The 24,580-nt window shown below is 37.2% G+C and carries 30 protein-coding genes; 28 read left to right on the top strand and 2 right to left on the bottom strand.

All coding sequences use genetic code 11. From position 1 onward, the window contains the following. The first annotated feature begins 112 nt into the window (after positions 1-112). The 8 genes from MW695_RS17795 to MW695_RS17760 all read left to right on the top strand — a co-directional run bounded on the left by MW695_RS17795 (position 113) and on the right by MW695_RS17760 (position 7,458). Positions 113-1,819 (top strand): extracellular solute-binding protein, encoded by a 1,707-nt coding sequence (locus MW695_RS17795; RefSeq protein WP_247106810.1) that lies wholly within the window; start codon positions 113-115, stop codon positions 1,817-1,819. 73 nt (positions 1,820-1,892) lie between these two features. Continuing rightward, entirely contained in the window at positions 1,893-2,783 is an 891-nt protein-coding gene (locus MW695_RS17790) for an ABC transporter permease (RefSeq protein WP_247106809.1), read from the top strand. A gap of 13 nt (positions 2,784-2,796) precedes the next feature. After that, positions 2,797-3,687 carry a carbohydrate ABC transporter permease gene (locus MW695_RS17785; RefSeq protein WP_247106807.1) on the top strand — a complete coding sequence of 297 codons (891 nt, stop codon included), beginning with the start codon at positions 2,797-2,799 and terminating at the stop codon, positions 3,685-3,687. Positions 3,688-3,698: 11 nt separating this feature from the next. Continuing rightward, positions 3,699-4,328 (top strand): YesL family protein, encoded by a 630-nt coding sequence (locus tag MW695_RS17780; protein ID WP_247106806.1) that lies wholly within the window; start codon positions 3,699-3,701, stop codon positions 4,326-4,328. 452 nt (positions 4,329-4,780) lie between these two features. Further along, complete coding sequence (locus MW695_RS17775) at positions 4,781-5,104, top strand: nucleoside triphosphate pyrophosphohydrolase (protein WP_247106805.1); 324 nt, start codon at positions 4,781-4,783, stop codon at positions 5,102-5,104. Between the two features lie 25 nt (positions 5,105-5,129). Then, on the top strand, positions 5,130-6,119 hold the full coding sequence (locus MW695_RS17770; RefSeq protein WP_247106804.1) for an HNH endonuclease domain-containing protein: 990 nt from the start codon (positions 5,130-5,132) through the stop codon (positions 6,117-6,119). 82 nt (positions 6,120-6,201) lie between these two features. Further along, positions 6,202-6,666, top strand: coding sequence for a UPF0158 family protein (locus MW695_RS17765; RefSeq protein WP_247106803.1), 465 nt, complete (start codon positions 6,202-6,204; stop codon positions 6,664-6,666). A gap of 36 nt (positions 6,667-6,702) precedes the next feature. Continuing rightward, entirely contained in the window at positions 6,703-7,458 is a 756-nt protein-coding gene (locus MW695_RS17760) for an alpha/beta fold hydrolase (RefSeq protein WP_247106802.1), read from the top strand. Here MW695_RS17760 and MW695_RS17755 read toward each other — a convergent pair. Together MW695_RS17755 and MW695_RS17750 are read right to left on the bottom strand one after the other, a co-directional pair. After that, positions 7,455-7,850 carry a (deoxy)nucleoside triphosphate pyrophosphohydrolase gene (locus MW695_RS17755; RefSeq protein ID WP_247106801.1) on the bottom strand — a complete coding sequence of 132 codons (396 nt, stop codon included), beginning with the start codon at positions 7,848-7,850 and terminating at the stop codon, positions 7,455-7,457. The two genes, MW695_RS17760 and MW695_RS17755, sit on opposite strands and share 4 nt — an antisense overlap. Before the next feature lie 210 nt (positions 7,851-8,060). Then, positions 8,061-8,540: a DinB family protein gene (locus tag MW695_RS17750; protein ID WP_247106800.1), complete on the bottom strand. Its 480-nt coding sequence runs from the start codon at positions 8,538-8,540 to the stop codon at positions 8,061-8,063. A 423-nt stretch (positions 8,541-8,963) separates the two neighbouring features. On the opposite strand from MW695_RS17750, the gene MW695_RS17745 reads away from it, so the two are divergent. The 20 genes from MW695_RS17745 (at position 8,964) to MW695_RS17650 (ending at position 24,468) form a co-directional block, all read left to right on the top strand. Continuing rightward, a complete protein-coding gene (locus tag MW695_RS17745; protein ID WP_308446102.1) occupies positions 8,964-9,596 on the top strand; it encodes a glycoside hydrolase family 11 protein in 633 nt (210 codons plus the stop codon). Between the two features lie 472 nt (positions 9,597-10,068). Next, positions 10,069-10,944 (top strand): formylglycine-generating enzyme family protein, encoded by an 876-nt coding sequence (locus MW695_RS17740; protein ID WP_247106798.1) that lies wholly within the window; start codon positions 10,069-10,071, stop codon positions 10,942-10,944. Between the two features lie 446 nt (positions 10,945-11,390). Then, positions 11,391-11,576 (top strand): hypothetical protein, encoded by a 186-nt coding sequence (locus MW695_RS17735; RefSeq protein WP_247106797.1) that lies wholly within the window; start codon positions 11,391-11,393, stop codon positions 11,574-11,576. 29 nt (positions 11,577-11,605) lie between these two features. After that, positions 11,606-11,956, top strand: coding sequence for a Na-translocating system protein MpsC family protein (locus tag MW695_RS17730; protein ID WP_247106796.1), 351 nt, complete (start codon positions 11,606-11,608; stop codon positions 11,954-11,956). 403 nt (positions 11,957-12,359) lie between these two features. Then, a complete protein-coding gene (gene ilvD / locus MW695_RS17725; protein ID WP_247106795.1) occupies positions 12,360-14,030 on the top strand; it encodes a dihydroxy-acid dehydratase in 1,671 nt (556 codons plus the stop codon). Between the two features lie 183 nt (positions 14,031-14,213). Further along, positions 14,214-14,504, top strand: coding sequence for a DUF6407 family protein (locus MW695_RS17720; RefSeq protein ID WP_247106794.1), 291 nt, complete (start codon positions 14,214-14,216; stop codon positions 14,502-14,504). Positions 14,505-15,137: 633 nt separating this feature from the next. Next, positions 15,138-15,326 (top strand): hypothetical protein, encoded by a 189-nt coding sequence (locus MW695_RS17715; RefSeq protein ID WP_247106792.1) that lies wholly within the window; start codon positions 15,138-15,140, stop codon positions 15,324-15,326. A 20-nt stretch (positions 15,327-15,346) separates the two neighbouring features. Beyond that, positions 15,347-15,958 (top strand): YdcF family protein, encoded by a 612-nt coding sequence (locus tag MW695_RS17710; protein WP_247106791.1) that lies wholly within the window; start codon positions 15,347-15,349, stop codon positions 15,956-15,958. Between the two features lie 119 nt (positions 15,959-16,077). Next, a complete protein-coding gene (locus MW695_RS17705; RefSeq protein ID WP_306421225.1) occupies positions 16,078-16,278 on the top strand; it encodes a GrpB family protein in 201 nt (66 codons plus the stop codon). Next, positions 16,232-16,513 (top strand): hypothetical protein, encoded by a 282-nt coding sequence (locus MW695_RS17700; protein ID WP_247106789.1) that lies wholly within the window; start codon positions 16,232-16,234, stop codon positions 16,511-16,513. Before MW695_RS17705 ends, MW695_RS17700 begins: the two co-directional genes overlap by 47 nt. A gap of 139 nt (positions 16,514-16,652) precedes the next feature. Beyond that, entirely contained in the window at positions 16,653-17,114 is a 462-nt protein-coding gene (locus MW695_RS17695) for a GNAT family N-acetyltransferase (RefSeq protein ID WP_247106788.1), read from the top strand. Between the two features lie 56 nt (positions 17,115-17,170). Beyond that, positions 17,171-17,365, top strand: coding sequence for a hypothetical protein (locus MW695_RS17690; RefSeq protein ID WP_247106786.1), 195 nt, complete (start codon positions 17,171-17,173; stop codon positions 17,363-17,365). A gap of 155 nt (positions 17,366-17,520) precedes the next feature. Next, entirely contained in the window at positions 17,521-17,973 is a 453-nt protein-coding gene (locus MW695_RS17685) for a GNAT family N-acetyltransferase (protein WP_247106785.1), read from the top strand. A 57-nt stretch (positions 17,974-18,030) separates the two neighbouring features. Then, a complete protein-coding gene (locus MW695_RS17680) occupies positions 18,031-18,591 on the top strand; it encodes a histidine phosphatase family protein (RefSeq protein ID WP_247106784.1) in 561 nt (186 codons plus the stop codon). Positions 18,592-18,820: 229 nt separating this feature from the next. Further along, positions 18,821-19,360, top strand: coding sequence for a histidine phosphatase family protein (locus tag MW695_RS17675; protein ID WP_247106783.1), 540 nt, complete (start codon positions 18,821-18,823; stop codon positions 19,358-19,360). A 245-nt stretch (positions 19,361-19,605) separates the two neighbouring features. Then, positions 19,606-20,157 (top strand): hypothetical protein, encoded by a 552-nt coding sequence (locus MW695_RS17670; RefSeq protein ID WP_247106782.1) that lies wholly within the window; start codon positions 19,606-19,608, stop codon positions 20,155-20,157. Positions 20,158-20,545: 388 nt separating this feature from the next. Next, a complete protein-coding gene (locus MW695_RS17665) occupies positions 20,546-20,977 on the top strand; it encodes a GNAT family N-acetyltransferase (protein ID WP_247106781.1) in 432 nt (143 codons plus the stop codon). Positions 20,978-21,201: 224 nt separating this feature from the next. After that, positions 21,202-22,677 carry a BCCT family transporter gene (locus MW695_RS17660; protein WP_247106780.1) on the top strand — a complete coding sequence of 492 codons (1,476 nt, stop codon included), beginning with the start codon at positions 21,202-21,204 and terminating at the stop codon, positions 22,675-22,677. Positions 22,678-22,837: 160 nt separating this feature from the next. Continuing rightward, entirely contained in the window at positions 22,838-23,815 is a 978-nt protein-coding gene (locus tag MW695_RS17655) for an HD domain-containing protein (protein WP_247106779.1), read from the top strand. Positions 23,816-23,892: 77 nt separating this feature from the next. Beyond that, positions 23,893-24,468 carry a GNAT family N-acetyltransferase gene (locus MW695_RS17650; RefSeq protein WP_247106777.1) on the top strand — a complete coding sequence of 192 codons (576 nt, stop codon included), beginning with the start codon at positions 23,893-23,895 and terminating at the stop codon, positions 24,466-24,468. Positions 24,469-24,580 lie beyond the last annotated feature (112 nt).

Here is a 24,580-nt window from a genome sequence, read left to right as displayed (position 1 = left end):
ATGCAACACAAATCTCTCCGTATTTTAAAAACAACCATCCCGTTGTATGCGCTTTCATTTGCGGATATGATGAAGTTGTAAAAAAACTATTGAGAACAAGGGGGAAATAACATTGAAAAAATTAATTTTATTGTCACTGTTCTTATTCGTATTCGTATTCAGTATGGTTGCTTGTTCTAATGACGATTCTTCTGAAGGACAATCTAGTAATGAGACAGAGAATACTACTTCCTCAGAACCAGGAGATCCGTTTGGTGCGTATGATGAGACGATCACTATCTCAATTGCACAAGAGGTAGACCCAAGTGATACATCATTGCCAGAAGATGATACACCACTTGACAACCAATACACACGTAGCGTGAAAGAGAATCTTAATATTCAAGTGGAGCATGATTTCACTGCTTCGCCATCGAACTATAACCAACGAATTAGTCTTGCGATTGCAAGTAATGATTTACCAGATGCTATGATTGTCGGACCAGTAGAATTACGCCAACTAGTAGAAACAGACCAAATCGCGGAGATGACAGATATTTATGAGAATTATGCTTCGCCAGCTATCAAAAGAATTGTAGACAGTACAGATGGGATTGCTAAAGAAACAGTAACATTCGATGGTCGAATGATGGCTATCCCTAATGTCCAATTACAAGCGGATGGTATCCACTTGTTGTGGATACGTCAAGATTGGCTTGATCACTTAGGGTTAGACGTTCCGCAAACAGTAGAGGAATTAAAAGAAGTGGCAAGGGCCTTTACTGAAGATGATCCGAATGGAACAGGTGCAAATGACACAATTGGCCTTGCAGGTCCAGGAAATAATAATAAATTATATGCTAATTTTTTAGAATCAACGAATAATCTGTATGGTTTTGACGGTGTTTTTGCAGCATTTGGTGCTTATCCAGGCTTTTGGATTGAAGATGATAATGGCGATGTTGCATATGGAGCCACTCAAAATCAAACGAAAGAAGCTTTATCATTTTTACGTGACATGTATGCAGACGGTTTAATTGATCGAGAAATAGGGGTTAGGGAAGATCCAGGTGAATCCGTTATTAGTGGTGAAACGGGGATGTTTTTTGCACCGTGGTGGATGCCATATGGTCCGATAACGGATGCTGTTACAGAAGATCCAAATGCTAACTGGCAAGCATACACAACTCCATTGAATGCTGATGGAGAATACCGACCAAGTCTAAGCTCACCATCTGCCAACTTTGTCGTTGTAAGAAAAGGTTACGAACACCCAGAAGCTGCCATGAAAATATTAAATAATTTATTAGACAATGAAGCAACCTTTGACCCAAGCTTAGGTGGACCAGGCTATTACCCATTGCGTTTAGTATTTGCACCAGCTGATGAGACAGAATATAGCGTAGAAGCATTAAGGGAAGTACTAAATGGAACGAAAACTCCAGCTGACTTTGAGGATAAACCTGAATATAAACTATTAGTTTCCGATGCGGAATCGATTACAGATGTTAAAACAGAACCCTATGATGATTATAATATTGAGCATTGGGATATAGACTCAGATCGTGGAGCTTGGACAAGAGCTTATGCTCTAATGGTAGGTGGTTCCCCATTAGTAGATAATGAAGTCAATGGCGTTCATAGTTTAGCTTATTCTCAAACAGATACGATGGAACAAAGATGGGTGAACTTAAAAGCTATGGAAGATGAGACCTTTTTGAGAATTATTATGGGGAACGCTCCATTAGATGATTTCGATACATTTGTTGAAGATTGGTTGAACCAAGGTGGTGAACAAATTACGAGTGAAGTAGAAGAAGTTGTAGAATTGACTGAATAATGATGATAAAGGCGTCGGGATATGGTCGACGCCTTTATATTCCATAGATACTCAATGGAAGGAGTATAAAGTCATGAGAAATAAAAGCTTTGCAAAAGATTACTATATTATGCTTTTGCCTGGGGTTATATGGATTGTGTTTTTTAGTATTGTTCCTATGTTCGGTATTTTTATTGCCTTTCAAAATTATAATCCTGTACAAGGTGTATTAGGTTCTGAGTTTGTTGGTTTAGACGTATTTCGTTATATGTTCCAATTAAATGATACAATGAGAATTTTTTTTAATACCATTTATATAGCTGTTATGAAAATAATAGGGAACTTGATCGTACCATTAGTATTTGCCTTAATGTTGAATGAAATTCGTTATATGGGATTAAAAAGAACGATACAAACCATTGTCTATCTTCCACATTTTTTATCTTGGGTTATTTTAGGTGGTGTTTTGTTAGACATCTTTGCATTTGCGGGACCAGTTAATCAATTATTAGCATTGTTTGGGCAGGAACCGATTCTCTTCTTTGGAAGAGCTGACTTATTTCCATATTTAGTAGTAGGTAGTGATGTCTGGAAAGAGTTTGGGTTTAATACGATTATTTACTTAGCTGCGTTAACTGGCATTAATCCAGCATTGTATGAAGCTGCAGGTATTGATGGTGCGTCAAGATGGAGAAAGTTATGGCATGTAACGTTGCCAGGAATTCGAACGACAGCCGTATTATTGGCTGTACTGAGCCTAGGAAATGTATTAAATGCCGGTTTTGATCAAATCTTCAACCTGTACAATCCATTAGTGTATTCAACGGGTGACATTATTGATACGTGGGTGTATCGTGCTGGTTTACTTAATTTACAATTCGAATTAGCAACAGCTGTTGGACTATTGAAATCGGTCGTTGGATTTTTATTAATTACGATTTCTTATTACTTGGCCTATCGATTTACAAAATATCGAATTTTCTAATGGAGGTGCTGTTATGGTTAAAGGAAATCAATTATCTTCAAAAATTGCGGATGTTATTCTTATTATCATTCTAGTAGCGGTTGCCATAACATGTATACTTCCGTTATGGTATACATTAGCTCTATCATTTAGTTCTAGTTCTGCTGCATCTGCAGGTGCTGTTACTTTATGGCCGGTAGATTTTAACTTCAATTCTTATAAACAACTATTACAAGATGGACAGTTTTTTAAGTCTTTTTGGGTATCGATTCAAAGGGTCATACTTGGAGCGGGATTGAATTTAATTATAGTGCCACTTATGGCGTATCCCCTTTCTAAAACGGTAAAAGATTTCAAAGGTCGAAATCTCATTATGTGGACATTGATATTTACAATGCTATTTAATGGTGGGTTGATTCCACTATATATTACGATCCAATCGTACGGTTTAATGAATAGTATTTGGGCGCTAGTGCTTGTTGGAGGAGCTCAAATTATTGTTTTCTATATTATATTAACGATTAACTTTTTTAGGAATTTACCTCCTTCATTGGAGGAAGCAGCATTAGTGGATGGTGCTGGACCGTGGTATATCTTATTCAAAGTATATATGCCCTTATCGGTACCAGTTTTAGCGACGATTTCATTGTTTGGCATAGTCTATCATTGGAATGAGTTTTTATACGGCTTAATTTTTATGACTAGAGAAGAATTTTATCCTTTGCAAACATATATTCAACAATTAGTTGTTTCTGTTGATCCGTCTACGATGACTGAGGATCAATATAAACGTATGAGTGAATTATCGAATCGAACATTAGATGCAGCCAAAATATTTATTGCTATGATTCCAGTGTTAGTGGTTTATCCGTTCTTGCAAAGATATTTCATACATGGTATTACATTAGGGTCTGTAAAAGAGTAGGGGGCCATTATATGGCAATGGAGAGAATTTATTATTTTGCTGATTCTATCATACGATTAGTCTATGTCAATTTACTTGCTATTTTATTCAGTTTATTAGGATTAGTTGTATTCGGTTTTTTTCCTGCAATTGTCGCAACCTTTTTTATCATCAAAAAGTGGTTGACTGGTTTTAGCGACATACACATAACAAAGCATTTTTGGAAAATTTTCAAGAAAGAACTGATACGAAGTAATTTATTAGGTTGGTTATTAACCTTAATTGGTTTATTCCTGTATATTAATATGAGTATTGCGGAAGTCATCGGTCATTCAATCGTTCAATATAGTTATTACCCGATAGTAATCGTTTTCAGTATTCTTATTTGTCTCTGCTTGTTTGTAATGCCAATATATGTTTATTATCGTGTATCGATTTTCGCAACAATTAGGAATGCATTCTTCTTATTATTCGTGCATCCATTAAATACTTTATTTATGCTAGCAGCTACTGTTTTATTTTTTCTATTCATTAGAATCATACCAGGTTTCTTTCCAATCATTGGGATTAGCGGATTTGCTATGATTATTATGTGGTTTAGCTTGAGAACATTTGAAAGAGTTGATCATATGCAGAAGGAAGAAAATAAAGTGGTGAATTAGAAGCAAACCTTCAGCTTTGTGAAACGGAATGGAAGTGTCGGCAAAGAGAGATGACTATATGTTCAAAGAGTTCATTCCCTGAATGAGCTCTTTTTATTACGTCTGGCTAAATATAGAGCTGTAAATTCATACAATATCTAACAAATATCACACCTTTTCTGTATAATAGGTATAAAGTTTTAGATTTCTACCGGAATAGAAAGGATGTTTCCATGTCTACGCAGCTGACAAATTGTAAAGTGCATCCGTGAATTCATTAAATAATAATATATAAAATAATCTCTATTTATGTGGTGATAGATCTGATTAATTGGAACTGTTAATATATGAATGTAAGTTTGAACAACTTCAATGATTCTGATCGGTACTTTTCGTTATAGATCATTTTACTATTTGTTTATATAGAAAATGAGTGTTGTACTTTTAAAAAAAACGATGAAAGGATGCCCAAAATGCCAACATACAACAAACTAGTAAGAGACCGAATCCCAGACACAATTGAAAAAAGCGGAAAACGATTCCGGGCAATGACATTAGATGAGTCTACATATGAAAAGGAACTTAAGGTGAAGCTAAAGGAAGAAATGGAAGAGCTATTACGAGCGAAATCGCGAGAAGAGCAAGTCGAAGAAATGGCCGATTTGCTAGAAGTGGTTTATGCACTCGGTAAACTGGAAGGTATTGAACCGGGCGAGATTGAACATGTTAGAAAGAAGAAGCGTACTGAGCGAGGTGGCTTTGAAGAGAGGTTTTTTTTAATTGATGTAGAGGAATAAGTCAATTACTAAGGCGTGATATAGAATGAGTCATAAGTTAAAAGTAGGTGAATTACAAGAAACGTATTTAACTGACGAAGATATTTGGCGTACTTTTACCATTATCCTTTCTAATAAATCGGTGAAATCTTCTACGTATAAGTATGCTCTAATCAAATCATTGATAGAGAATCTGTATCAGGTGAATGAGAACTTTGAATTAACCTATGATCAATTGGCTTATTCGTTCACAAAGGTTTATTGGAATTTAATTGTGACTCATCATTTAGAAAAACAAAACCGTGGAAAGAATGCTAGAGTCGTCACAATTATTAAGGAAGCTCAGAGATTGTATGGAGTCCCAAATGAATTTAGTTTCGATAAGATTTCCGAAGAAATTCAAATTAAGATTGTGAGTAAAGTGCAATCGACAATGAAAGAGAATGTATTTGGTGCTCTTTACGGAGATACAAAAGGTACGTTTTATGCTTTTGATCATAAAAAAGAATATTTTAAAATAAACCCTCCTGTGCATGCATTTATGCTAAATTATCAACGACTCATTGTAAATTTAACAAACTACCATCTAGCGGCAATGATTGAGCAGTTAAATGAAGTTCCAAGCATCAATTATCTTCTAGGAAAAGTCGAAAGTATTGCAAGACGTTCGTCGTTAAGACCTTTTGAAAAGTTACTTCTGAATCACTTTGAAGCGCGTTGTTTTTACTGCAACAAAACTCTTTCTGGTCACAAACGAGAAACGCATGTTGATCATTTTATTCCTTGGTCGTTTGTACAATCCGATCATATTTGGAATCTAGTACTTTCCTGTCATACGTGCAACCGTTCAAAAAGTGACAAACTTCCGAAGCGAGAGTTTCTTGAGTTTATGATTGACCGTAATCATGTATTAACGAATAAGCAAGAGGATCAGCAAGTAAGAAGCATGATGATGAATTACAAAGAACGAAAAATGGTGATGCTGTATGAGTATTCGATTAAAAATGGGTATGATACGATTTGGGTTCCGAGGTAGTATTAAGTGTATATATAAGCAAGTGATTATGTAGTTATCGTTCGACCAATGTGTCAGGAAACATATCGAAAGGAGTATCACGATGACTATTAAATTAGAAACAATTATTGATGAAATAGATTCCTCTTTTAGAGAATGGAAAGTATTTGTTTATATGCCTACTAGTGAGATTGTTACTGTGAGTCTTGACGACTTGAGAGTTGCGGAGGATGATGATTCACTAGAGGGACTGTCAGGCTGGCAGCTGGATGCTAGGAAGCAAGCGATACATATTTGGTATCATGAGGAGCAATATATTGAACTTCCGGTTTTAGAGGACTATGAAGAGTATCAAATGATAGAGGACTTCTGTACGGATGTCATTCAACCACTTCATATTCGACAGGACTTTCTCAAAGCCATTAATGGTAAAGGTGCTTTTCGGAGGTTTAAGAATAAGTTGATCAAATATGACCTTGATGAAGAGTGGTATGCATATAGAAAGCAACAGTTACAGAAGATTGCACTTCAGTGGGCAGAGAAGAATCAAATAAAGCTCGAATTATAAAATGGATATATTTATGCCAACAAAGGAGGAAACCCCTTGCTCTATAAAGAAACTGGATCGAATGAAGCGCCCCTCCTAGTCCTTATCCACGGTGGTGGTGTGAGTGGCTGGATGTGGGATAAGCAAGTGGAGCATTTCGCCTCTAATTACCATATTATCGTTCCCGATTTACCTGGTCATGGTCGTAGTAAGGAGGAATCCTTTTCAATCGAATCGTCTGCTTTGCAAATGAATGAGCTCATCAAGGAGAAGAAATCTGATAAAGCGGTGATTGTCATCGGTTTTTCGTTAGGAGCTCAAGTGTTAGTGGCAATGTTAAGTAAGGAGCCAGAGTTAATTGATTTTGCGATGATTAATAGTGCGCTCGTTAAACCAATTCCTTTTGCCAATATCCTCATTAAATCAATGGTTCCTGCGTTCCCATTAGTTAGAAATAAAACCTTTTCTACGATTCAAGCTAAATCGATGTACATCGATGAAACCAATCAAGAGAAGTACTATCAAGAAAGCCGGCAAATGAAGAAAGATGTGTTTGTGAGAGTGATGCAAGAGAACATGTCATTTACGATTCCTGACGGCTTTAAGAATGTGACTAGCAACATCTTAGTGACGGTAGGAGAGAAAGAGCGGAAAGTGATGAAAGACTCTATGAAGTCACTCGATGAAAGCAATCCATATGCCAAAGGTCACATGATTCCGCAAATCGGTCATGGCTTTTCGCTTGCAAACGCCGTAGCATTTAATGAGATGATAGAAGAGTGGTTAAATGGTGCGGGGCAATCGAAAGGCTAGTTTTCACCTATCAATTGCTCAACTGCTGGAATGTCTGCTGGCGCCCATTTCAGTGAAGATAGATTTTCTCGTTTTAACCAAATCAATGTAGAATGCTCATTTGGTACAGGTGTTCCACGAATGATCTTCGCCTTAATCGAGATGAGGTTTATTGTAAATGTTTCGTATTCATGTGTGTTGTTATTAAATATAGCGGTCGCTTCGATTTGACATTGTAATTCCTCGTCTATTTCTCTTTTGAGCGCGGTAAAGAGGTCTTCGTCGTTTTCTACTTTTCCACCTGGAAATTCCCACATGTTCGGGAGTGTCATGCTAGGTGATCTGAGGGCGCATAAGATTTCATTTTTTTCGTTTTCGATGATAGCGGCGACAACGGTTATGGTTTTCTTCAAGGTGATTCCTCCTCTCTTTGATTAATACGTTTTGGTTCTTGGTTGAATTGGTAGTGAAAACGCATTTGAGAATGATTTCTCAAATGCGTTTTGTTTATGGGTTAGAAAGTTATAAAACGTTGTCTGTTCCTCATAGCACTCAGAGTCGATTCAATGGTGGCGTCGCGTCCTTTTTCAGAAAATCGCCCTCAGTACGACCGTGTGACGTCATTATTGATTCTGTGCTTCTTGTGTAGGTCCCATTATTCCAGGGACAGGTAATCCAGCTTGTCTTAATAAAACCGTCATTTGCCCACGGTGGTGGGTTTGATGGTCGATGAGGAGACGTAATAATGCACCACGTGGAACCTTCCTGCCCATCGCTTCAACTTCCTCCACCATCATTTCATCTGTTAATGTTTCTTCTACTCTCGATTTCACACGCTCACCGACTTGCTTATAAGCATTTAAGATGTCAGCAGCGGACGTTGGAACGTCCTGACTGTCACTAGCGGGAGCAACCGATACACCGACTAAACTAGCAAAGCTTACAGGACTATTTGCTAAATGCCAGCCTAACCAGCCTAAAGAGCTATGTCCTTCTACGATTGATTGAGATAACGTCTCATCTGTCATTGCTTCAAGCACTTGGTTTGTCCCTGCAGTAGCGGCAGACCAATCTTGGATAAAATCTTCAACTGTACGATACATGATAATTCACTCCTTTTTAATCAAGTATACATGATAGGCTTTTTCCACTCAAAGCTTAGCATCTGGAACGATTGAATTTAATTTCTCAATCACCTTCAAAGCCTGTGATAGAGGACATTGAAGAAGACGATGAACAAGATCACGATTGAGATAAGCACATTAAATAGATGATGAATAATGTCCAGAGCAAAGAAATGGGAACGATGCTCCTGTATCTAGTAGAAAGAATATTTAGAATGAGAGGGTAAATCTATAGTTTTTAAAATGTAATGTATGCGTTTACATTCTATAATTTACAAATAGAGGAGGTGGTTGTAAGATGCTTCAAATAAATGACACGTCATAAATTATGAATGAGCGGACATCATTTTGGAAGTAGTATGTAGGTAAGTAGTGCTATAAAAATAGTAGGAGGGTAAATGTATAATGAAAATGAATAAGAAAACCTTAACTGTATTTATTGTAGCAATATTGAGTCTGTGTATGATCGCATCTCCCGTAAGTGCGAACACGTATTGGCAAAATTGGACCGATGGTGGTGGAACGGTAAATGCTACTAATGGGCCTGGTGGTAACTATAGTGTGAATTGGACAAATACGGGTAATTTCGTCGTTGGTAAAGGTTGGGAAATAGGCTCGCACAATCGGGTTATCAATTATAACGCAGGAGTGTGGCAGCCGTCCGGTAATGCATATTTAACGCTTTATGGATGGACGAGAAACTCTTTGATCGAGTATTACGTTGTGGACAGCTGGGGAACTTATCGCCCTACTGGTACACACCGCGGTACTGTTTTCAGTGATGGAGCGACATATGATCTCTATACAACGATGCGATATAACGCGCCTTCGATTGACGGAACACAAACGTTCCAACAGTTCTGGAGCGTAAGACAGTCGAAGAGACCGACGGGGAACAACGCTAGTATTACATTTAACAACCACTTTAACGCTTGGAATAATGCAGGAATGAACCTTGGAAGTAATTGGTCTTACCAAGTGTTAGCAACAGAGGGCTATCAAAGTAGTGGAAGCTCAAATGTGACGGTGTGGTAATTGATGTGTAAGCAGTAAAACTGGCGGGAACAGATTCATAACAGAAAGATAGCTTTTGGTCGTCGAATGCTATGGCAAATAGGTTCAACAGCCAGCCGTTTCACTTCACCAAAAGATACTTACCTATTTACTACTTCATTCTATCTTGCGACAAGGGGGATGATCTTTAACAATCATTGCAAGTATTCTGAATAATGACTAACTTTATTAATATCGATACTAAATTAGATGATCTCTTTCCTTATCCGTCAGTTTGGTGTGATTCGCTTCGCAAGACGAATGGTGAGATTCGACGATAGTAGAGGTGAGTTATAGGTCATTGTGGCGTGCGTGGCCTATAGCTTGCCCTATTCGTTTAGAAAAGGTGTAAGAAGGTATTCAAGTAAAGGCGCTGAAAAAGTTTCATTTTCAACTTTTTCGGTGCCTTATTTAAACAAGGGTGTAATCCATTGTTAATAAAGGAGATTTATGAATGAGAAAGCTACTTATGTTCCTGATCTTTTTTGCGATGATCGTTGCTTCTAGTGCTTGTTCGCAAGAGGAGTCTGCTACCAATATAAGCCTAGGGCAGGATGATCGTTTTGTATTCGTTGAAGGTGGCTCTTTTGTGAATGAGGACTCCAATTTCTATAGTGAAGGTGTCATCATAGAAGACTTTTATATCGGCAAGTATGAGGTAACTCAGGCAGAATGGATTGAGGTTATGGGAGGTAATCCCTCTTATTTTGAAGGGGAGAACTTACCTGTAGAAATGGTTAGCTGGTATGACGCGATCGAGTACTGCAATGCAAGAAGTATGGATGAAGGGTTAGTGCCTTATTACAACATTGACAAGGAAAATAAAGATCCGAACAATGAGAGTGAACATGATCCTATCAAATGGACGGTGACGATTAATGAGGGGGCGAATGGATACCGATTGCCGACAGAAGCAGAATGGGAATATGCCGCAAGTGGAGGTCAGTCGAGTGACGGTTACACATACAGTGGAAGTGATGAAGTCGATGAGGTAGCTTGGTATTGGCGAAACGCCGGAGACCAATATTTAACAGGAGACTGGAACTGGCCGATTATTGAAAATAACCATACTAGAACACATGATGCCGGAAGCAAAGATCCTAATGAGTTAGGACTATTCGATATGTCAGGTAACGTAAGGGAATGGTGCTGGGATTGGTATGGAGACGACGTGAATCATGAAAGCGATAGTGGTTCTTATCGAGTAGTCAGAGGTGGCGGTTGGATCGGTGATGTGAGCAGTAGCGAAATATCGTTTCGCGGTCAGTTCGAGGCGAGTGGAAGTGGTCCGGACCAAGGCTTTCGTGTCGTGCGCGACCCAATTGAATAAGGAAGTGGTTAGACAGATTAAGGATATAATATTACCTAAGGGCAACAGGTGAAAGTTTGGCTTGCTTGACAATTTTTTTTTGATGAAGTATATATTTAAATGAACTTAATAAGCGATAGATGTTTATTTGGACTTTCTACTATTAGGATATTTAGCATCCTTTTGATAGATAATATCGAAATGGATGGAAAAGTTTCCTAGAGGTATAAAGAATGAAAAAGTAACGTAAATCGGTCTATTTCATCATTTAGGGATTAGATATATTGATTTATTTTTGAAAGAAAAAAGGATAAACATGTATGTATTTTAACCTTTATAAAAGGTAGCTCTTCAAAAAACTTTTGAAGTTAGTTGAAGGGAAGCCGACAATTTTCAAGATTCATTGATGTTCACCCATCATTGAAGGCTTGAAATTGTCGGCTTTTTTATTGGGGAGATGACTACGTATGAACCATTCGCAATGGAATTGTTTAAATGATTATGTTGGAATAGGAGTAAGGTTAAAGTTAGCTACAGAGGATGCTTCAATCTCCTTTACGTTTGTTAAGGGGATGGCCGGATTTGATTGGCCACTATCAATTAAGAAGAGGATTGGCAGAACTGATATTTGTTATAATTCGTGTCATAATTGAATGTATAAACTTTTTTAAGGGAGGACTATATGAATAAAACAAAAGGCTCGTTTGAAGCTGAAATAAGTAAAGCTGTAACAAAATGGGAGAAGGAGTATCTTGGACGTGGCCCGATCTCTGTGAAATCAGATATTGTACGCGATATGATTATCGTCACATTAAATGGAATATTAACACCGGCTGAGTATAAATTGTGCAAGGATAAAGAAGGAATCACCACAATCAAAAGAACTCGATCTGAATTAGTGGAATCAGGTGTAGAAGAGCTAAAGGAAGCGGTTTTTAATATAACAGGAAAAGAAATCGTTAGTTTTCATACTGATCTAAGCACACGTACTGGTGAACGGATGATGGTCTTTAAATTAGCGAATGAGTTCTAATGAAAAATTGTTAGCTAAAGAAGGAGTGATTTAAATGTATTTACGTAAAAACAAAAAATTTCAAAAGGTTGACATTGAATTTGAATGGGAGACTACCCTTCTAAAAAGGGATGAACATTCAAGTTTGAAGATATCATGAGGTCGATCATTAATGCTGTATACTAGGAGAATGTTGAGGAGATATTTGTAGTAAGAACAAAAGGCAAAGGGCTTTCGTGGATTACCTTGTGAAAAAACAAATGGCAAAAGAAGTACTTGGGTGCCCTTGTTGCGATTTCAGAAAGGAAGAGCCGTGTCAGGATGGTGTGACAGCGTTATCTCCCACTTATTGTGATTGGTGTAATCCTTAATTGAGTGTACAATGAAGGAAAGATTATTTAAAAATATGAGGAGGTATAGTCTAATGAATAACTATAAATCAAAAGTTCGTAGTTCTGTTTTCAATGATATCAACCGTGCCCCAAATCGCGCCATGATAAGGGCAATGGGAATTACAGATGAAGACTTTAAGAAGCCATTTGTGGGAATTGCAAGTACTTGGAGTGAGGTTACTCCTTGTAATATGCATATTGACGAGCTAGCACGAAAAGCAAAAGAAGGGGCTTTAGAGGATGGGGGAACTCCTTTCATATTTAATACGATTACAGTTTCAGATGGTATCTCCATGGGTACCGATGGGATGCGTTTTTCTTTACCGAGTCGAGAAGTAATCGCGGATTCCATTGAAACCGTTGTTAGTGCTCAGAATTACGACGGCGTCGTAGCAATTGGTGGGTGCGATAAGAATATGCCAGGATGTATGATTGCAATAGGGAGATTGAATTTACCTGCTGTTTTTGTTTATGGTGGAACTATTCGACCGGGACATGTAGATGGCAAGGACATTGATATTGTTTCTGCCTTTGAAGCAGTAGGAAAATACAATAATGGAGATATTGATCGTAAGGAACTTCACGAAATTGAATGCCATGCATGTCCGGGAGCTGGATCGTGTGGTGGCATGTATACTGCTAATACAATGGCTGCGGCAATCGAAGCTTTGGGGATGAGTCTACCTGGAAGTTCATCGAACCCAGCTGAGACAGAAGAAAAATTAGAAGACTGTATAAAAGCGGGCAAAGCGGTTATACATTTGATGAATAAAGGAATTACTCCTAAGGATATTATAACGAAGAAAGCCTTTGAAAATGCTATTACTGTTGTAATGGCGCTTGGAGGGTCCACCAATGCAGTTCTTCATTTATTAGCATTAGCTCATACTGTGAATGTTGATCTTAGCTTAGATGATTTTGAACGTATCCGTAAAAAAGTTCCTCATATAGCGGATTTGAAACCAAGTGGTCGTTATGTAATGGAGGATTTGTTTAAAATTGGGGGAGTACCTGCTGTAATGAAGCTCCTTCTTGATGAAGGATTCCTTCATGGCGATTGCTTGACAGTAACGGGTAGCACAATAGAGCAGAATCTATCAGAAATTCAACATTTAAAAAATGGACAAGACATTATTTCCTTTGAAAATCCAAAACGTTCAACAGGTCCATTAGTCATCTTAAAGGGGAACTTGGCTCCTGAAGGTGCATTAGCCAAAATGTCTGGATTGAAAATTAAAAAAATTACAGGGCCAGCAAGGGTTTTTGATTCAGAAACAGAGGCAACAAATGCCGTTTTAAATAATGAGATTAATTCGGGCGATGTGATCGTTATACGGTATGTTGGACCAAAAGGTGGTCCTGGAATGGCTGAGATGTTATCGATTACAGCAATTGTAGTCGGTAAAGGTCTTGGAGAAAAAGTAGGGTTAATTACAGATGGACGTTTCTCTGGAGGGACACATGGATTAGTAGTAGGTCATATCTCCCCTGAAGCACAAGTTGGTGGCCCAATTGCATTAATTAAAGAAGGAGATTTGCTAACTATTGATAGTGAGACGCAAGAACTTGTTGCTCATGTTTCTCAAGAAGAGTTTAATGAAAGAATAAAGGATTGGAGTCCTCCAGAACAAAATTTAAGGGGGATCCTAGGTAAGTATGCTCGATCCGTTTCATCTGCTTCAAAGGGGGCAATAACGGATTAATGATTTCCAATCATAGGTGATAGCAGGCTTACGTTTTGAATAAAAAGGAGGGGGACGTCAAAAAAGTTCCTCTTCTTTTTTATATATTTTATACAAATTCAACGATTCTTACATACGTGAGGAACAAAAAATCCAGTAGACTTTACAAGAGAATTAGTGACTTATATTAAAGGAGAAGATTTAATGGGTTTGAATATAGCTGACTTCGTAAATAGAACATTAGGTGAAATAAATAAGAAAAATTGTCGAAATTTGGAATGTATTAAAAATCTGATTCAAAAAGCAATTGACTTTTACAATTTGAAATCTTATGAGGAAGTGGAAACAAACCATTTAGGTACCATTAGATGTCTACATATACACTCTATTGTGGAAGAAAATATTTTATCAAAAATTGTAGAGGTCGCAATAAACCGTGAAAAGGATTTAAATATTGAAGCTGTATATGAAGGGCATGTTGTTAGAGAATATTAAATAGTAAGTGTCGAATAGTCTGCGATACCGTTGTCTATTTTGAGAAGCTTGATACGAGTGAATCCATTGCTAATGAAACTAAGGAACTGAAAAGTCGATTGGTACTTTTTCAGTGGTCTCATAAAGAGGTGGGGACAGATTTATTTAAGGGAATTGTATATATTTAACTGTTAATAAAGTAATGAGTGGCAATGACAAAGCCGCCGGGCATCGAACCGATGTCAGCAATTGAACTCGAAAAGTAGAACCTAATGTAATCCTCATTCCGCTAAAAGCTGAAAATAGACGCTTTACAGAGTCTAATGTAATCTACGTTCCGCTAATCGAGTAAAAAGAGCTCGAAACGAAGAAGAGAAGCTGACATAGAGGAATAAGGAACCGTTCCGACGAGAAAAAGAGAATTCTAGAGGAAATAGCGGAACGAGGAACCGCTATTCCTCAATCATGTTGGATACTCTGTCACGTAGTCAGCTCCTTCTATGTAAGCATCCGTTCGCAAGGTTGTGAGTCAGGAGTCCTCCGCACAATCCCTTGTACTAACTACAACGCTGTATAGAGAAAAGCGGAAGCATCTGTAATAAGTGGAGACATATGCTACAATGTATAAAAAGGTAAAATATGGAGGTTTTTCATATGGAATGGGTCATCGGTATTGCTTTGGGAGTATTGACCATTATATGGTTAGCGATGGAGTTCGCTACATATGAGGATAATGGCAAAGGTTATCGTTCCTATTTCCGTGGGTTCAAAAAATATGTAGTTGTTGCTACGTTATTATTCGCTATAGGGGGAATACTCTATTACGGATTTTTAATGAAGTAGATAAAAAGGGTTGGTGACAGTTGAAAAAGAAAATCATAGCGAAAATCGTTGTAGTGTTTGCTAGTTTAATAGTGATATGTATAGCTATATGTGCCTACAGTATCTGGTCTTACAGTGAAGTAAATCAATTAGTCAAAGCAGATGCAGCTATTGTACTAGGAGCGGCTGCTTGGGAGGATGAACCTTCACCTGTCCTTCGTGAAAGAATTAACCATGCCATTTGGCTGTATGATAATGAATATGTAGATAAAATAATCTTCACGGGTGGTAAAGGTGATAATAGTAAATATGCTGAATCAGAGGTTGCCAGAGATTATGCCATTGAACATCATATACCCCCAGGGGATATTCTGATTGAAATAGAATCGAGCATTACAGAAGAAAACCTTCGATATGCTAGTGAAGTAGCTTTCGAAAATCATTTACATTCCTTTATCATAGTAAGTGACCCACTACATATGAAGCGAGCCATGTTAATGGCAGAAAACACGGGGTTAGAAGCATATTCTTCGCCAACGCCTAGCTCGATGTATCAATCTCTGAATAGTAAAATTCCTTTTTGGATTCGGGAAGTGTTCTTTTACATCGGCTATTTGATAAGCTGGCCGTTTAGAACATTAGTGGCTATGTAAATAACTGACCTGAAATGTGTGCCAAGCAGCATATATAGATGCTAGTTATGAATATTACCTGTGAATGATTCAGACGATGGCAAGTATTAAAGGAGGGCTTCCATTGAGGAAAACCAGAATTGATCCTATGGGAAGAGTCATATAGAAACGAAAAAGAAAAATTGAAAGAAGTTTTTAAGGAGGAACTAGTTGATATTTTTCACATTGGAAGTACCTCTATCCCAGCAATAGGTTTCGCAAAGCCAATAATAGATATGTTACTTGCTTACCTACATGCTAAAACTCTTCATAGGAACGATTTTCGTCTTTGGTTATTATAAGAATAAGCTGAATGAAAAAAGATTGATGATAGTTAGAACGATGGGAAGAATGATGATATTCCTTTTATGTTTGCCATTTGGATTTTCTGCTTTTTCGATTGCAAACACTGGAGAGGTCATGCTATTTTCATCCATTTATTTAGTTTTCTATTTAACAGTTTGGTCGATTTACTATTTTTCGTTACGGAGTATCTATCAGAAAAAAGTTGCGAACTCAGTTGGATATACATGGTGAATAGGATTAGGAGAAGAAAATGTTGTCGCTTGTTCAACACGATTGGAGGTTGATCGTATACATCAGTTAACCTGTTGCCATTGAAAAAGGATAATCAACTTTATCAGTACTCTTGTTAACATACGTGGGAGGGATTTAATTGGAGACCGAAATTAAGTTTAGGCTAGCTAACGAAAATGATTTAGATAGTATTGTTGCCATGCTTGCTGATGATGCTTTAGGAAGTAAGCGTGAGCGTTATGAGAATCCACTTCCTCACAGTTACATGAAAGCATTTGAGGCTATTACATCTGACCCTAATAACGAGTTAATAGTGGCTTGTGCTGGAAATGTAGTCGTTGGAGTCCAACAAATTACGTTTACCCCTTATATCACACATCAAGGTGGATGGAGAGCGACTATCGAAGGGGTAAGAACGTCAGCTTCGGTAAGAGGAAAGGGTATTGGTACTGAGCTTATAAAGTGGGCCATTCAACGTGCGGAAGAACGTGGTTGTCATTTAGTACAATTGACTACGGATAAGAAAAGGCCAGATGCATTAAGGTTTTATGAACGGTTAGGCTTTAAAGCAACGCATGAGGGGCTAAAGCTAAAACGATAATCACTTTTTTTATTGAAATCATGTGGCAGGAAGTGTAAGAATAAAGGAGGCGTAATGTGTTTAAGAAGAACATAAAATTCGCTTTGATGCTTTTAGCTGTCCTTACAATAAAGGATTTATTTTTTGCTGAAAAAATCCAATGGGGTGAGAATTTTATATTTTTTGCTGTCACATTTTTATTGTATTCATTATGGGATTGGTCAAATACACCTTACGATTGGAATAAAAATAAAAGTAATGATATCCGATGATGTTGTTGTCCTATTGAACAAATGGTAGCGTTTCTGAAATATGAAGCGCTTTTTTGTATATCAATAAAAAGGAAATGAATGTTAAAATGAAGAAGTAGTTGGATGTAATAAATAAAGAGATAAATTAAAAAATCAATGCTAATTAAGGAGATTACATGAATATTAGAAAACTTAATAAAGGTGAAAAACCGCCAATGGAATTGTTGTTACTGGCTGATCCTTCAAGAGAGATTGTGGAGGACTATAGTAAGAGGGGCGAATGTTTTATAGCTGAAATCGATCAGCACATAATGGGCGTTTATGTGTTACTTCCGACGAGGCCAGAAACAGTTGAGCTTGTGAATGTTGCAGTCGTAGAAGAGCAACATGGTCGAGGTATAGGCAAACGCCTGGTCATGGATGCCATTAAGGTAGCTAAGTCAAAAGGCTACAAAACCGTTGAAATAGGAACTGGGAATTCAGGCATAGGGCAGCTGGCTCTTTATCAAAAATGTGGCTTTAGAATAGTTGGTGTTGATATAGACTTTTTTGTTAAGCATTACGAAGATGACATTTTTGAAAATGGTATTCAGTGTAGGGATATGGTCCGTTTATCTCAAGATTTATAGGTTAAGGTTAGCGAGGTAATTGGTCATTGATGTTGAATTATATAGGAGGGGACAATTGTGCTCACACATTTGTATTTTGTACGACACGCACATTCTACATATACGCCTGAAGAATTAACAAGACCCTTATCTTCTAAAGGTCTGGCTGATGCAAAAAGTATTAGTAGCATTCTTGAGAAAGAAAACATAGATATTATCATGTCTAGCCCATACAAAAGGGCTGTGCAAACGGTCGAGGGAATCGCACAATGTATAGGTAAAGAAATTGTCATTGAGGATGGTTTTAAGGAAAGGAACTTATCTGCACAACCTGTTGAGGACTTTCATGTAGCTATTACAAAAGTATGGGAGGAACCTACTTTTTCTTGGGAAGGTGGAGAATCTAATATTGTCGCCCAAAAACGGGGTGTTAAGGCAATGTTGAAGGTATTAGAAACATATGAAGGTAAAAACATTGTAGTAGGAACACACGGTAATATAATGGTCCTAATGATGAATTACTTTGATGAACAATATGGTTTTCATTTTTGGGAAGGCCTTGATATGCCAGATATTTATAAATTAACATTTGATAAAAAGAATCTTAGAGAAGTTGAGAGGATTTGGCATAGGGCATAGTGGGGGTAGTCAGTTAAGGGTGCTACACATAAAAAATAATCACTATAATATTGAGAGAGAAAGGCTAATATGGAAGTCATTATGAAAATGTTAGAGTTTAATTCAGATGAGACCAAGTAGCCACATGCACCCTTTATCTAAAAGAAGATCATAAGTGTGCAATGATAATATAATCAAACTTATAAACGTTTACTCTTAAAACAAACGAATTCATAATGGAGTGGTTTAATTGAAGAAGGTTTATGTTATCAGACATTGTGAGGCTGAGGGGCAACCACCTGTATCGCCGCTCACGAATAGAGGATTAAAACAAGCCATTGAGTTAGCTGCTTTTTTTGAAAATAGTAAAGTTGAACGTATCATTTCAAGTCCTTATAAGCGTGCTATTCAAACGATACAACCACTTGCAAAGCAGGTAAATGTCGAGATAGAAGTTAATAGACAATTAAAAGAGCGTGTACTAAGCACTAATTACCTTTCGGATTGGCCTGAAAAATTAAGAAACACATTTGAGGATTTTGAATTGAAATTTGATGGTGGAGAGTCCAGTCAAGAGGCTGCAAAACGAATCACAGAAGTGGTAGAGGATGTTTTTAAAGGTGCATTTGAAAATACAATTATTGTATCACATGGGAATCTAATATCCTTGCTATTAAACTCCTATAATAAAGATTTTGGATTTAACGATTGGTCAAATCTTAGCAACCCTGATGTATATCTTTTAAAATCAGAAAACAAAAAGGTAACTTTTGAACGAGTATGGAGATAACACTGTCCATGAGAACTATCTCACTAAGCATAATCGCTATCATCAAGTACATATCAAACTAGAAAGTGTTTAAATGAAAATTTTTTTAATGAGTAATTAAGGGAAATGGCTGATGTTCACATCAAACAGAATGAATAATAACTCAAGGTGGTTAGAAAATCGTTCTCCAAAATATCTTATTATTTAAAACGAAACTAGCTTATCCTTTTCAAAAATATGGCGGGTTTTATGCAAGGAGTGAAATTATGGATTTAAATGAGGAAGTACCTTATCTTTATCATTATTATGAACGCAATACTGGTCCCTTAAAAAATCTATCCGAACTAGATAGTAACGATGCTGAAAGAATTTTTAAAAAGCTTCAAAAGGAAAATACTACATTCGCTGCTAAACGTCCAGCCAATTATTTAATAATCCGTAGGGAGCTAGAAGAAAAAATAAGAGAACTATTTATAAACAAAGGCGGCGAACCGAAGAAAGGATTTCCGCATTATTTTATTTTTGGAGAATGTCCTTGGGTGAAGGAATGGTTTCAGGACGGAATGGAAGTGAAAATTCCACTAAAAAAGTTTGATCCAAAAACAATAAGTTTTACTTATGGTGACTCGTTTCCTGCAATGAGATTTCAGGATGGGAAGCCATATAGAGGTCAAGTATATACACTTGAAGAAATTTCAAAAATAATAAAACTATATGGGCTTCCTCAAGAGTGGAATAAGGATGGAAAATATGGGCCTGAGAGATATATTGAAGTTCAGGTATGGGATGATGAACCTTTGCTTTTAAATGGGGGGTGAATTGCCTTCGGATGCGGTATGGCTTATGCGATTCATTAATAGAAGATTGTTCTTTTTTCACTTAAGGGAATTATTGTTAAAGTTAAACGGTAGGCATCCGCTTGTATTAAAATAAGTATTTGGATTATTCCCGTTATGATCATAGTTGAAAAAATTGAAAGAAGAGAACCTTTTATCTATTTAGGGTTACGGCATAACGACACAAAAGGTCTTGAGTGGGTGGGGGTTATGTCTTTTGTATTGATAACGTATTTTATCTCTGTCAATTTTCTTACTTTGGGTAAGGATATCAATTTAAGCTTAGAATTTAATACATGGCTAAATTATATTATTTTAGGGAAAGTTAGTTGAAGAAAAATGATGGTACATCCCATAGGAGAATTGATAAATGGAAATAAGAGAAGCGGTAGAAAATGATATTGAGGCATTAACGTCATTGATGGAGCAACTTGGTTATCCTACTACAATTGAAGCTATGAGAACGCGATTTCATACTATTGAATCAAGTCCTGATTATCATACTTTAGTAGCTTCGTATGATGGAAAAATAGTTGGAATGGTAGGGGTGGCTAAGGGGTATTATTATGAGTTGAATGGTGTCTATGTTCGTATTGTAGCCCTAGTAGTAGATGCTATTTTTCGTAATAAAGGGATAGGGAAAAAACTTGTAGTGGAAGCTGAAAGTTGGGAAAGAATAATTGGAGCAACTCGTATCGGATTAAATAGCGGAAGCCGACCAGAAAGAGAACATGCACATAAATTTTATAAAAATATCGGTTACGTAGAAAAAAGCATAGGCTTTGTAAAAAGTCTAATCTAATTCAAACTTTAAATCTGGTTGTTTCCTAATTAGTTTTGAAGAGTATGTACTTACAAACGAGGGAGAGCATTTAATAATGAGGGAGATAAATGATTGAAAATGATAAGCCTCTTAGTCATCCTACATAGTACATATTCATTTTCAAGTATTAGCAAAAGATACAAGATTGGACGTTTTCCTCGCCTTACTTAAGGTTAATGAGTAGGTAAGGAGGATAACGACCGATGAATGTTTTGAAAAAATTAAACCCAGTTTTTCTAGTCACACTTTTTGGAATTTTGCTGTTTCTCAGCATCGGGGTTTTTTATCCAGAGCGGCTAGACTCTATGGCAGAGAGTGCATTTGCATGGACAACGACCCATTTTTCAGGCTTTTATTTACTAGTAGCGTTGTTTTTTATTTGCTTCTGTTTATTTTTAGCGTTTAGTACATATGGAAAGATAAAGCTTGGTAAAGAGGAAGACCAGCCGGAATACTCCTATTATAGTTGGATTGGGATGTTATTTTCAGCAGGTTTTGGGGTGGCCCTCGTCTTTTGGGGCGTCTCTGAGCCAGTTAGTCATTATATGGACCCACCACCAGGCTATGAGGATCAGTCACTTGAAACGGTTAGAGTTGCCATCCAATACTCGATGTTTCATTGGGGGATTCATCAATGGGCCATCTTTGCGGTCATCGGTTTGTCGATTGCATACGTACAGTTCAGAAAAGGAAAAAAAGGGAGGATTAGTGCCTCTCTTGAACCACTTCTTTCTCATATGAGAGGCTGGCGTCAAGCAGTTGATAGCTTAGCTGTTCTAGCAACAGCAACTGGAGTTGCCACGACACTAGGTCTTGGCGTGATTCAAGTAAGTGGCGGATTACATTATACGTATAACACCCCTGATGGTATAGGAACAGAATTAGTGATCATTGCTCTCTTACTTGTTTGTTATTTAGGAGCAACCATCATTGGCTTAAATAAAGGGATTCAGGTTATTAGTTTTATTAATTTAACACTAGCCTTTTTCCTCATGTTTTTTATTTTTTTTGGAGGGCCAACGATCTATTTATTCCACACGTTCATCGCGGGAATGGGAGATTACGTGCACCATTTTGCCAGTATGAGTTTAGATGTTTCCCCAACGGAAGATAGTAGTTGGCTAGATGAATGGACGATTTTTTATTGGGCGTGGGCAATGGCTTGGTCGCCGTTCGTCGGAAGCTTTATCGCGAGAGTTTCAAAGGGAAGGACGATTAGAGAGTTCGTGATCGGTGTCATGCTCGTGCCACCACTTGTTGCGGTTGCATGGATTGCCGTATTCGGTGGAGGTGCGCTCTTCTTTGAAACAGAGGAAGGGCAGCCTATCGCGGAAGAGGTGAGGGAAGATGTAACGTATGGATTGTTTGCATTGCTTGATCACATACCATTTGGAGGAATCCTTACCGTCCTCTCCATCGGTCTTATTTTCTTGTTTCTCATCACTTCTGCGGCTTCGGCCACGTATGTATTAGGAATGATGACTTCGAATGATTCGTTACACCCAAGTCGTTGGAAAAACATCGTTTGGGGCGTGTTAATTGCAGCAATCGCGACTATTCTCTTAGTTGCTGGCGGTCTTGAGGCGCTTCAAACGGCATCACTAGTGGCCGCATTACCTTTTTCGGTCATTATGGTGCTTATGTGTATGGCGCTTTTAAAGGAACTAAGGGCAAAATAGGGGCTGAGAATCCGAACATTTAGAAAACGTAGCGATGTATATTTAACGAGCGGTTCATGTGCTCCGCTCTGCGGTTTCTCATTTATTAAAATACTTTTGTCCCAGCCTCGCAATGAATCGTATTTTGCAAATGGTAAGGACTTAACAAAGGAGAATATTCATGATTGTCTTTGACGAAATTTACGGTGAGTTTGTGGTAGATAAAGTGCTAGAAGAGTTAATTTTAAGTGAGCCTGTTCAAAGGTTAAAAGGAATTCACCAAGGGGGAGCAAGTTATTTAGTGAATGAGAAATGGAATGTAACACGCTTTGATCATTCGATTGGTGTCATGCTACTCATTCGCAAGCTTGGTGGCTCATTAGAAGAGCAAATTGCTGGGCTCTTGCATGATGTTTCCCACACCGCTTTTTCTCATGTCGTTGATTTCGTTTTTGAAAATAAAGAGGAGGATTATCATGAAAAGATTTATAGCTCTGTTGTGAAAAACTCGGGAATTCCAGCCATTTTAGCTACATATGGCTACAGCTATGAGGATATTCTATTTGATGACTCAAAGTGGACATTGTTAGAACAGCCTGCACCTGAATTATGTGCGGATCGGGTAGACTATACACTTCGGGATATGTATGTATATGGACATATTTCGTTAGAAGAAGTAAATCGCTTTTTACATAATCTAATCGTTTACGAAGGGAACATGTACTTGCAAAACATTGAGATAGCTGAGTGGTTTGTCAGAACGTATTATAAAGAAGTCATTGACTTTTTTATGGATCCATTAAACATATATGGCTATGATAGGCTGGCTACGCTTCTGAAGCGATCATTAGATAAAAATATACTAAACCTCAATGATTTCCTAGTTAGAGATGATGAATTGATAGCTAAAATAAAATCATCAGAAGATCAGGAATTGCTTTGTCTGTTAAAAAAACTTAATCCGAATGTGCAAGTAAAAGAAGATAGAGTAGATTACGATTTACATCGCAAAAACAAACTTCGCCTCATTGATCCATCTATAGTTAAGGATGGAAAATTAATACGAGCATCGGAATTATCAGAACCTATAAGAATGATGGGGCATACAGCATATGAGAAAGCAACAAGAGGGATGTATGTAAAAATAGTAGATAACTAAGTTAGTACAGAAGTATTCTCTATTCTCCTTTCCTAATCATTTTGCAGTTTTTTATTTCAATTTGTAGGAGGGGCTATATGGAAGCATTAAAAATTGAAAGGTTAATTTTAAGAGAATGGAAAGAAACTGACAGCAAAGACTTATATGAATATGCTAAAAGTGAATTAGTAGGTCCTAATGCTGGGTGGAAACCGCATCAAAATGAAGAAGAAAGCAAAGAAATTATTAAAATGTTTATAAGAAGTAGTGATACATATGCGGTTGTTTTAAAGGAAGAAAATAAAGTGATTGGTAGTATAGGGCTTCATGATAGAAAGCCAGATGATAGTCTTGTCGCATTAAAGCAAAAGGAAATAGGATATGTGCTACACCCGAAATATTGGGGAAGAGGAATTATTCCAGAATCTGCAAATCGTGTAATTACATATGGCTTTAATAAACTAAATTTAGAATTAATTTGGTGTGGTCATTTTAACTTTAATCATAACTCAAAAAGAGTAAGCGAAAAATGTGGGTTTACATACAGATTTCAAAAAAAAGAAAAGTTAAAGTTGTTAGGTAATAAGGATGTTACAACTCTATATTATTGTATGTTTAAATCAAATTATATTGAGGATAACGATTCATTTAATAAATACGTAAGCGTCAAATAACGCACACATTCTACTAATACCCAAGCTATGAGATACTCTTTCTATCAAATAGAAAAGGGTGTTGTCATGAACCGAAAAGACAAGTATGAACGTTGGAAAACACGTATGGAAG

The organism is Halalkalibacter sp. APA_J-10(15), assembly GCF_023017105.1.
GTDB lineage: Bacteria > Bacillota > Bacilli > Bacillales > Bacillaceae_D > Halalkalibacter.
This window is presented reverse-complemented; position numbering and strand designations above follow the sequence as displayed.

Bases quoted from the DNA above. Each gene is read 5' to 3' on its own strand.
- MW695_RS17790 (WP_247106809.1), top strand. From the start codon at position 1,893: ATGAGAAATAAAAGCTTTGCAAAAGATTACTATATTATGCTTTTGCCT.
- MW695_RS17785 (WP_247106807.1), top strand. From the start codon at position 2,797: ATGGTTAAAGGAAATCAATTATCTTCAAAAATTGCGGATGTTATTCTT.
- MW695_RS17780 (WP_247106806.1), top strand. From the start codon at position 3,699: ATGGCAATGGAGAGAATTTATTATTTTGCTGATTCTATCATACGATTA.
- MW695_RS17775 (WP_247106805.1), top strand. From the start codon at position 4,781: ATGCCAACATACAACAAACTAGTAAGAGACCGAATCCCAGACACAATT.
- MW695_RS17770 (WP_247106804.1), top strand. From the start codon at position 5,130: ATGAGTCATAAGTTAAAAGTAGGTGAATTACAAGAAACGTATTTAACT.
- MW695_RS17765 (WP_247106803.1), top strand. From the start codon at position 6,202: ATGACTATTAAATTAGAAACAATTATTGATGAAATAGATTCCTCTTTT.
- MW695_RS17750 (WP_247106800.1), bottom strand. From the start codon at position 8,540: ATGTATCGTACAGTTGAAGATTTTATCCAAGATTGGTCTGCCGCTACT.
- MW695_RS17740 (WP_247106798.1), top strand. From the start codon at position 10,069: ATGAGAAAGCTACTTATGTTCCTGATCTTTTTTGCGATGATCGTTGCT.
- MW695_RS17735 (WP_247106797.1), top strand. From the start codon at position 11,391: ATGAACCATTCGCAATGGAATTGTTTAAATGATTATGTTGGAATAGGA.
- MW695_RS17730 (WP_247106796.1), top strand. From the start codon at position 11,606: ATGAATAAAACAAAAGGCTCGTTTGAAGCTGAAATAAGTAAAGCTGTA.
- ilvD (WP_247106795.1), top strand. From the start codon at position 12,360: ATGAATAACTATAAATCAAAAGTTCGTAGTTCTGTTTTCAATGATATC.
- MW695_RS17720 (WP_247106794.1), top strand. From the start codon at position 14,214: ATGGGTTTGAATATAGCTGACTTCGTAAATAGAACATTAGGTGAAATA.
- MW695_RS17715 (WP_247106792.1), top strand. From the start codon at position 15,138: ATGGAATGGGTCATCGGTATTGCTTTGGGAGTATTGACCATTATATGG.
- MW695_RS17700 (WP_247106789.1), top strand. From the start codon at position 16,232: ATGCTAAAACTCTTCATAGGAACGATTTTCGTCTTTGGTTATTATAAG.
- MW695_RS17685 (WP_247106785.1), top strand. From the start codon at position 17,521: ATGAATATTAGAAAACTTAATAAAGGTGAAAAACCGCCAATGGAATTG.
- MW695_RS17670 (WP_247106782.1), top strand. From the start codon at position 19,606: ATGGATTTAAATGAGGAAGTACCTTATCTTTATCATTATTATGAACGC.
- MW695_RS17665 (WP_247106781.1), top strand. From the start codon at position 20,546: ATGGAAATAAGAGAAGCGGTAGAAAATGATATTGAGGCATTAACGTCA.
- MW695_RS17660 (WP_247106780.1), top strand. From the start codon at position 21,202: ATGAATGTTTTGAAAAAATTAAACCCAGTTTTTCTAGTCACACTTTTT.
- MW695_RS17655 (WP_247106779.1), top strand. From the start codon at position 22,838: ATGATTGTCTTTGACGAAATTTACGGTGAGTTTGTGGTAGATAAAGTG.
- MW695_RS17650 (WP_247106777.1), top strand. From the start codon at position 23,893: ATGGAAGCATTAAAAATTGAAAGGTTAATTTTAAGAGAATGGAAAGAA.